This window comes from Globicatella sulfidifaciens DSM 15739 (assembly GCF_900167405.1).
Taxonomy (GTDB): Bacteria; Bacillota; Bacilli; order Lactobacillales; family Aerococcaceae; genus Globicatella; species Globicatella sulfidifaciens.
The window spans coordinates 1-8201 of the sequence record NZ_FUWO01000031.1; the positions used below are offsets into that span (position 1 = coordinate 1).

At 36.2% G+C, this 8201-nt stretch carries 9 protein-coding genes; 2 read left to right on the forward strand and 7 right to left on the reverse strand.

The window, feature by feature from the left end:
- Nucleotides 1–34 precede the first annotated feature (34 nt).
- Both B5D12_RS09750 and pulA read right to left on the reverse strand, forming a co-directional pair.
- Nucleotides 35–772 carry an LCP family glycopolymer transferase gene (locus B5D12_RS09750; protein ID WP_078756627.1) on the reverse strand — a complete coding sequence of 246 codons (738 nt, stop codon included), beginning with the start codon at nucleotides 770–772 and terminating at the stop codon, nucleotides 35–37.
- A 242-nt stretch (nucleotides 773–1014) separates the two neighbouring features.
- Nucleotides 1015–2958, reverse strand: a complete 1944-nt coding sequence (gene pulA / locus B5D12_RS09755) for a type I pullulanase (protein ID WP_066126306.1) — start codon at nucleotides 2956–2958, stop codon at nucleotides 1015–1017.
- Nucleotides 2959–3781: 823 nt separating this feature from the next.
- Between pulA and B5D12_RS09760 the strand changes: the two genes are divergently transcribed.
- A complete protein-coding gene (locus B5D12_RS09760) occupies nucleotides 3782–4084 on the forward strand; it encodes a hypothetical protein (protein WP_078756629.1) in 303 nt (100 codons plus the stop codon).
- Nucleotides 4077–4310 (forward strand): type II toxin-antitoxin system RelE family toxin, encoded by a 234-nt coding sequence (locus tag B5D12_RS10710; protein WP_143412094.1) that lies wholly within the window; start codon nucleotides 4077–4079, stop codon nucleotides 4308–4310. The genes B5D12_RS09760 and B5D12_RS10710 overlap by 8 nt, the downstream gene beginning before the upstream one ends.
- 136 nt (nucleotides 4311–4446) lie before the next feature.
- Here the strand turns inward: B5D12_RS10710 and B5D12_RS09770 are convergent, their stop codons facing one another.
- From B5D12_RS09770 to B5D12_RS09790, 5 genes are all read right to left on the reverse strand, one after another.
- On the reverse strand, nucleotides 4447–4644 hold the full coding sequence (locus B5D12_RS09770; RefSeq protein WP_066125998.1) for a hypothetical protein: 198 nt from the start codon (nucleotides 4642–4644) through the stop codon (nucleotides 4447–4449).
- Between the two features lie 4 nt (nucleotides 4645–4648).
- Nucleotides 4649–5581, reverse strand: a complete 933-nt coding sequence (gene dnaI, locus B5D12_RS09775; protein ID WP_078756630.1) for a primosomal protein DnaI — start codon at nucleotides 5579–5581, stop codon at nucleotides 4649–4651.
- Complete coding sequence (locus B5D12_RS09780; RefSeq protein WP_078756631.1) at nucleotides 5581–7038, reverse strand: DnaD domain protein; 1458 nt, start codon at nucleotides 7036–7038, stop codon at nucleotides 5581–5583. Before B5D12_RS09780 ends, dnaI begins: the two co-directional genes overlap by 1 nt.
- Entirely contained in the window at nucleotides 7031–7510 is a 480-nt protein-coding gene (nrdR, locus tag B5D12_RS09785) for a transcriptional regulator NrdR (protein WP_078756632.1), read from the reverse strand. The genes B5D12_RS09780 and nrdR overlap by 8 nt, the downstream gene beginning before the upstream one ends.
- Nucleotides 7511–8045: 535 nt before the next feature.
- Nucleotides 8046–8201 (reverse strand): zinc ribbon domain-containing protein (locus tag B5D12_RS09790; RefSeq protein WP_143412095.1); only part of this gene is annotated, 156 nt, incomplete at its 5' end.

The following is an 8201-nucleotide window of genomic DNA, read 5'->3' on the forward strand; positions in this document are numbered from 1 at the left end:
TGATGGGGTGCCAGTCAACCATCCCTTAGTGTCTTTAAACGGTTGGAGATATGACATCGTTTGTACAACCACCATGTTTAGGACAAACTCTCGTTTTAACGGAGAGTAGTTGATGTAATAATTCATAGCGTTTCTCAGGATTCGCAATGCTTTCTGGCGAATTCGCTTGGGCTACTAAGGCATCAAACTCTGAATCAAAGAATTGGGCAGTTGTATCCGCATCTTCCAAGTTTTCTTGTAAATAAGCCTTCACCTCTGATCCAGACAGTGTTTGTTCATTAATCGTTAAACCGTCTACGTCATCAACAAACTGAGCAAACTTATCTAAATCAATGCCAATATAGCGATCAATCGGCAATTGAATCACTTCTTGCACCGCTTGATTGGTTTCACTGACTTTAACATCTGAATCACCATTAGCTAGATACAATTTATTAGCTTGTTCTTTACTTTGGCGTTCTAAATATAATTGCGTTGGTAGCGTAACGACTACGGACTTCTTACTAGTTGGATTATAAGAAAAGACTAACACTAAGTCGTTTAATAATTTGACCGGTTGGTCATCTGTGGCCTTAGACTGGCCATAAAGCGCAAAGTTCATACTATCTTTACCAAATACTTTGTCGCTATCATGTTCTAGTGTGGATGCTAAAGAATGTGGCTCACTTTCGGAAGGTTGATTAATAAATGTTCTTATTCCAAAAGAAACTGCGAATAAAGCGATGATAAATATGAACGCTTTGAATAAAGTTAGCTTTTTCGTGGTAGACACCTCCAGGTTCGTTTTACTTTACTAGCATTATAACGAGTTTAGATGCTAAATGAAAATGATAAACTTTTTTGGTAAAAAAATAGGGAGTGGACAAGAAGTCGAAAATCAATTGATTTTCGCTTCGACTGTTCACCCCCGCACAGTTGACTAGGTTTGAAACAAGTCCGAAGGACACTGTTTTAAGCCAGTCAACCACTACGTAATAAATAATATCTTTAATTTACAATAAACGTTACTACTTCCTAATCCAAATACTGTTTCAACACTAAGGTTGTATATGGCTCAATTAAGAAGCTGTCGATTTCACCTGTCATATGGTCATCATCTAGGAAGACTTCTCCGTCGACTAACTTCATAATATAATCGCCCTGTTCTAAATCATATTTTAATGGATTTGATTGGGCATTCAAGACAATAATCATGCGTTCATTATCTTGGCGGTATTCAAAAGCAACACGTTGGTATGATGCATGTAAGATACGCATCGTACGGCCGATTTCTTCATAAGTTTTCAGTCTTAATAATGGCTCTGCTTTACGTAATTTAATTAAGTCACGCACCATTACGACGGTATGTTCATATTTTTCTTGACGTAACCAATCCATCTTGTTGATTTGATCGGCACTGTTATAACTGTCACGCACACCGAATTTAGTTCTTAAAAACTCTTGTCCGGCGTGGATAAATGGTACTCCTTGGCTTAATAAGACTGCTGTTGTCGCTAATTCATGTCGACGAATAATCGTATCTTTATCTAAACTTGGGTCAGCCGTCACTAAGCGGTCATATAAGGTATAATTATCATGCGCTTCTACATATTGAATCACTTGTCCCGGTTCAGAATATTGTCCCGTACTAATAGCCGCCATGAAGTTATCAGCTAATTTATTCTCAGTATACCAAGCACCATTAATAAAGCCTCGAGTAGTAGGGTCAAAGTCATTACCTTTTAAGGCTTCACGAATCCCATCATTGAATTGGCCTACTCGTGGCATTTCAATGGCATTATGGTGACTCGCTTTTTTATACCAAGGTAATTCGGTCATTAAGTCCCAACCTTCACCAAAAACTATAATCGATGGATCAATTTCGTCTAAGGCTTTACGGACTGCGTTCATCGTTTCAATATCATGAATGCCCATTAAGTCAAAACGGAACCCATCTAAATGGAATTCTTTAGCCCAATAAGTCACACTATCCAAGATATATTTACGCATCATTTTACGTTCAGAGGCCGTATCATTTCCTACCCCAGTACCGTTTGACAAGTAACCTTCATGCGTCGTACGGAAATAATAACCTGGTACTGTACGATTTAAACTATGATTATCTACTTCGTAAACATGATTATAAACCACGTCCATAATGACACGAATACCCGCATCATGTAGGCCTTGGATCATTTGCTTCATCTCAGTAATACGTAATAGTGGATCATAAGCATTCGTTGAGTAAGTTCCTTCTGGCGCATTATAATTTAAAGGATCATAGCCCCAGTTATATTCTGTAGGCACTTCACCTGTCTCATCAACCGTCGCAAAGTCAAACATCGGTAAAAACTCCACATGGGTAATCCCTAATTCTTTTAAATAATCGAGACCTGTTTTTGAACCTAATGGGTTTCTAGTCCCTTCTTCAATAACACCGAGATATTTACCTTTATTTTTAATGCCACTGTTGACATCCATTGAAAAATCACGAATATTGGCTTCATAAATAATCGCATCCGTTGGTGCAGAAAATGGCTCCATGCGTTCGCCCCAATTTTCAGGGTTGGTACGTGGTAAATCAACGACGACCGAACGTTTTCCATTGACAGTAACGGCGCGCGAATAAGGATCCACTGAACGACGACTTGTCCCATCGGTATAGAATAATTCATAACGATAAGTTAAACCATGACAATCGCCTTCAACTTCTGTTTGCCAAATATGTAACTCATCATTCAACATCATTGGAATAATTTTCTTAGCTGGTGCATAGTTATCTTCATAAACAATTAAATTTACTGCCATTACAGTAGGCGCCCATAAATGAAAGGCGGTTTTTTCTTTAGTATATAAAGCACCTAATGGCCCATCATACGCTAACTTTTCTAACTCTTGAATCTCGGGACTTTCAATATATAATTTTGTTTGTGGTTGGGGAATGAATTCATCCAACACTAGCGGTTTGTAACGTTCCACTCTCGACACATCCTTTTTTATTTCGCCCACCTATTATAACAGATTTTTAACAGGATTTCGACCTTGTTAAAAGCACATAATTGCCTCTATTAAGGTATTTAATGGGCATCTCATAATATTTTCATAGCAGTTAAACTGAAATTAATCTTACAGTTTAATTATAGTATGTAATTTTCAATTCTTTGTGAACCCACTCACGAACAAAGCTTATATTAATTATTAATTAAACCTTTTCAAACAGCTATTTGCTTGTGGATTTATTGGGAATACAAAGTCTAATCATACGGAAATTTTTCAGATAGTCAAGTAGTTAGATAACGAAAATGAGTCTTTAGTCGGCTTTCTTTGATTAATTAATTATCAAAACATAGAACATTGTGCATTAGGCGATGGAACAAAAGTAGAAAGTCAAATGTTTTCCGCTTCTTCTGCCACTCCCACATAGTCGAGGCCACTCAACCACTGCGCTTTTAATTACCGATCAATCAACTTGATTAAATTTATCAAGTTTATGCCCAACCTCACTTCGCTATCTAATAAATAAATAGATTCAACCGGAATTATTATTTTTTTTGCCTAGCCTAAATTCCGAGCTTCATTATTAAAACAAACTAAAATAAGTAAACTACATCCAGTTAGCGTATTTATTAGTGAGAAAATTTTGTGCAACAAATGGGCGAAACTTATTATCCCTTTTTATGACGATACCTTTATCGGTACTTATATTTTCTCAGTATCTTTACTACTTTTATCTTCCTATCTATTCAGCATGAAATATGATAAACTTAAGTCAAATTTATTCATCATGGTAAGGGGTGAACTTATGGAAAAAAGACAAAAAAAGATTTTATCTTTTCTAAATAAATTAGATGATCAAAAATTAGAATTACTTTATGAATTAGATAATCTTGGAAAAAATGAACTTAATACTATTATCAAATTAATATATGTATTAAGTTCGAAAAAACTGACTGACTTTAGTTTATTTGATGGGATTGCAGAAGCTGATCCTGAACCATGGGAAATTGAAATACTCCAAAAGTGGGAAAGACTAACCGAAACAGAAAAAATCGAAGGTAGTTTAACCCATCAGGAATTATTAAAAGAAATGGATTTTAATGACTAAAATTATCTACTCAAAACAGGCTATAAAATTCATTAAAAGACTTCCCAAAAATCATGCTAATAGAATTTTAACTGCCATCAGTTTATTACCTTTAGGCGATGTAAAAAAACTAAAAGGCTATAATGGTTTTAGACTACGTATTGGCGATTACCGGGTCATTTTCACCCACACTCATACTAATATATTAATAATCGAGGCGATATTTACAAAAACATATAATAATTAGCGTCGCTTAATAGCGTTGGGCTAACAAGCTCTGTTTATCTTGTCCATCTATCATTTTCAACAAAGTAGCGTGGGTTAGAAAGTTACCAACACCATTTGGTTTCCTTCTAGCCCACGCTCTTCGATTTTATATTCAATTAGTCCCTTAAGCCAAAGCTATAAACCAGTGCCACGATGGTAACGAAAATACCTAATAACATAGGAAATGCTAAGGTTAATTGTTTTTCACCAAAGACATAGACGCCTAAAATGACTATTTGGACGAATATACTGGTGAACAAAAGACTTTTAATAATTCTTAAAAAATCTTGTTGGTCTTGTGGATCAAATTTCATCGACTTAATGCCCTCTTTCTTTTTGGCGTAAATTCTCGCCATCTAATCTTACTTCGTGTGATAAGAATTTAACCCGCTCCATAATTCGAGCTGCCTTAATATTCTCCGTTGCATCACGGGTTTCTTGTAAATGATAGACTAATTCATCCATTGAGAAATTAGACGTAAAGAAGGTCGGTAATTTCTCTTTCATACGGTATTCTAAGATGACACTTAACACATCATCGCGTAACCAAGCTGAATTACTTTCTGCACCAATATCATCTAACATTAAGATTTGGGGTTTCTTGACATCATCAATAATCGATTGCACCTGATTGGAGGTAATTGCTTCTTTAATTTCGGTCGCAAAGGTTGGATAATGTAACATCATCACTTTAATGCCTAGACGGGCTAATTCATTCCCTAATGCCCCTAAAATAAATGTTTTTCCAATCCCGAAAGGTCCGGCAATATATAGGCCTTGGGCTTGATAGGGATTTTCTTTATATTGTCTCACAAACGAAACCACTTCAGACATTAACTGTTTTCTCGAAGCGGAATCCAAGTTTACATCATCAATCTTCGCATCACGCACATCCCGACTCATCATACGGTTATCAATATATGAGCGCATTTTGCGTTCTTCTTGCATCCGTAAAAATTCAGGTGTTGGTTGATAAGCGATATCAATATAATTTTGATTGATAAATAAGATGGGGGTATAACCGGGATTTTTCCCCGGCTTACCTGCTTGATAAGCATCATATTCTAATACAAACTCATTCAGTTTGGAAAGCGAATTTTGAATCATTTCTTGAGACAAGGACTCTTCGTGTAAATGAACAAACTCTTGTACCGCAGGATGATTTAAAATATGACTCACTGTTTTTTTATATGTTTCATTAAAATGCGGTTCGTTTAAGAAGTTTTTTAATATTTCTTGAATGGTTTTCATTATTCATCCCGTCCTCTCTCAAATATTTGACCTAATTGACTACGTAAATCAACTTCCGATGGTTGTTCAACCGCTGGAGTATCGGTCGGCTGAGTATCCGATTGTTTTTTTTGACTTTCTTGATTCTGTTGTGCCCAATAAGGCTGACGCTCCGTTTTCTTTTGACGTTGATAGCTTGGATATGATTTATTATGATTTTGACGGTTTTCATATTGTTTTTGCTTCATCATACGTTCTTTGGCTTTTTGATGAACAAAGGTCATTGCTTTCGCCACTGTGGTTAGCTGTTCTTGTTGCCATAAGTTAGCAATCCGTTCACTTTCACCTTTTTGAAAATCAGCACGATTCTCAATCATTAATAAATAATAGACTAAGAATGTTTGCACACTCTTTGGTAACTGCGAGCGCATCGCAATATTATGAACATACTGGATCTCATTACTAGAGACAAAACCATTTTTGGATTGCTTAATTTGTGTTAACAATACCTCTGGAGATACTTCTTCACACAGAGCCATGATTTCTAAATCAGCTTCTGCAAAATGAGGATACTGCTCTTTTAATGTTTGGATAGTCGTTTTTTCAACAATCTCTTTTACTGGCTGTGACGAAACGGGTGGAACATTGGTTGTTTGATGTTTATTCTTTTCGCTCATCCGTTGAGCAGCTAATTTTAACTCTTGATATTGAATAGCCGGTAACTCACCATCATAGCTTTCTAATAATAACTGACTAATCTGTTCTTCATCAAAACCGTAGACTTTATGAATCGCCAATGTTTCTTGCTTAACCCTCGGCCCTAAAACTTGATGATCAATTCCCGCATTAATTAATTTGCGCATTACTTGCATATAGTCAAAATCATCCACCACCGAGATAGAGGGTGGCTTTTGTTCATGGTGTTGCAGATTATAACCATTTTTAGCTTCATAAGCTTGCGCTTGATAATCATTATGGGTTGGCGTCATGATTGTTTCAAAAGAAACCGTCACTTCTTCGTATTCGGCCATTTCAATAGGAGCTATTTCCCACTGGCGCACTACTTCAAAAAATTCCACATCACCTAATTGATTGATCAACGCATTACTCAATAAAGGATTGTCTAAAAAGTCCTTAATCAATAATGGGTATTGCATATCATAGAGCAAGGTAGGATATAAAATCCCTTCGCCCGTTTGTTTATAGGTCTCAATTAAGCCGACCGCTTCTAAATGGAGGCGCGCATCATCGATTTTTCCTAACGAGCCCGCGATATAAGGAAATAAACTCGAATGAACTTTTTGCGTTGAAATCTTTTGTTCATTGACCGGCTGTTGGAATAATAATAAATAAAAATTGACGGCATCCATCCCGATAATTGGTTGATACAATTGCACTAAGCTTTGCATTTGAATGGCAGACAAGGCTCCTTTATGTCTCACGATAAAGGGTTGGACTGGACTTTTTAATTCACTCATCGCTCTCTTGCACTTCACTTTGTGATTTCATCATGCTTTCCAATTCTTTCATAAACATTTCACGTGATTGAAATTGACGGTAAACACTCGCAAAACGGATGTAACTGACTTCATCTAATTCTAAGAGACGTGGCATGACATATTCACCGATTTGTTCGCTCGGAATCTCCGAGTCAGTATAATTGCGAATATCATTTTCAACATCGGATGCTAAACGTTCCATTTGCTCTCTGGTTATCGGACGTTTTTCTGCGGAACGAATAATCCCTCTTAATAATTTTTCGCGGCTAAATTCTTCACGAGTCCCATCCCGTTTGACTACAAGTAAAGGGGTGCGTTCCACTCGTTCATAAGTATTAAAACGGTACCCACAATTTAAACACTCACGACGACGGCGAATCGAAGTATCATCATCGACAGAACGTGAATCAATGACTTTTGTTTGTGAACTTTGACATTTTGGACATAGCATAAAAAGCGCTCCTCCTTTCTAAACACTGTTAGTTATTCCTATTGTAGCATATCTACACCGGATTGACACTCTGAAAAACTCAGTTAATTCCATGACAATGTGATGCTGTAGTAAAAGTTTTGTGAGTTAAATGAATCGATTCTTAGGCGCTTAAATTCATTAGATAGAAGTCATCTAACACTACCAATATTAAATTTAAATATTCAGTCAAAATATCATATTGCCTTCTGTTCGTCATCTAACGCAACAAATATTAAATATAATATTTAGCGAAAATATCTTGTTGCCTTCTGTTCGTCATCTAACGCAACAAATATTAAATATAAATATTGCCAAACTGGTCTGGTTGTCTAAATAACACTCCAATCAAATGGAAAAAAGCAAATAAGCTAGGCACAAAAGTCCATGAAAAGGCTAAATATATTAATCCTTGAACCCATTTGCCAGCGATGAACTACAACGCCATTAAAATGGCGTGTTTCTAGGAACACTCATGACTTGTTCTGCTTATTTCAAAGCAAAACAGCGGTCTAAGCTATTTAACTAAGGCCTGTTCCAGGCCAATATTTAATATATTTTTAGCTGCGTTGATATCTCTATCGTGATGCATATTACACTTCGTACAAGTCCAATGACGTATATTTAACGCTTTTTTACCGCTATCATATCCGCAATTGGAACATTTTTGTGA

What these genes read in the sequence shown, in the direction of transcription:
- B5D12_RS09760 (WP_078756629.1), top strand. Translation starts at nt 3,782, where the DNA reads ATGGAAAAAAGACAAAAAAAGATTTTATCTTTTCTAAATAAATTAGAT.
- B5D12_RS10710 (WP_143412094.1), top strand. Translation starts at nt 4,077, where the DNA reads ATGACTAAAATTATCTACTCAAAACAGGCTATAAAATTCATTAAAAGA.
- B5D12_RS09770 (WP_066125998.1), bottom strand. Translation starts at nt 4,644, where the DNA reads ATGAAATTTGATCCACAAGACCAACAAGATTTTTTAAGAATTATTAAA.
- dnaI (WP_078756630.1), bottom strand. Translation starts at nt 5,581, where the DNA reads ATGAAAACCATTCAAGAAATATTAAAAAACTTCTTAAACGAACCGCAT.
- B5D12_RS09780 (WP_078756631.1), bottom strand. Translation starts at nt 7,038, where the DNA reads ATGAGTGAATTAAAAAGTCCAGTCCAACCCTTTATCGTGAGACATAAA.
- nrdR (WP_078756632.1), bottom strand. Translation starts at nt 7,510, where the DNA reads ATGCTATGTCCAAAATGTCAAAGTTCACAAACAAAAGTCATTGATTCA.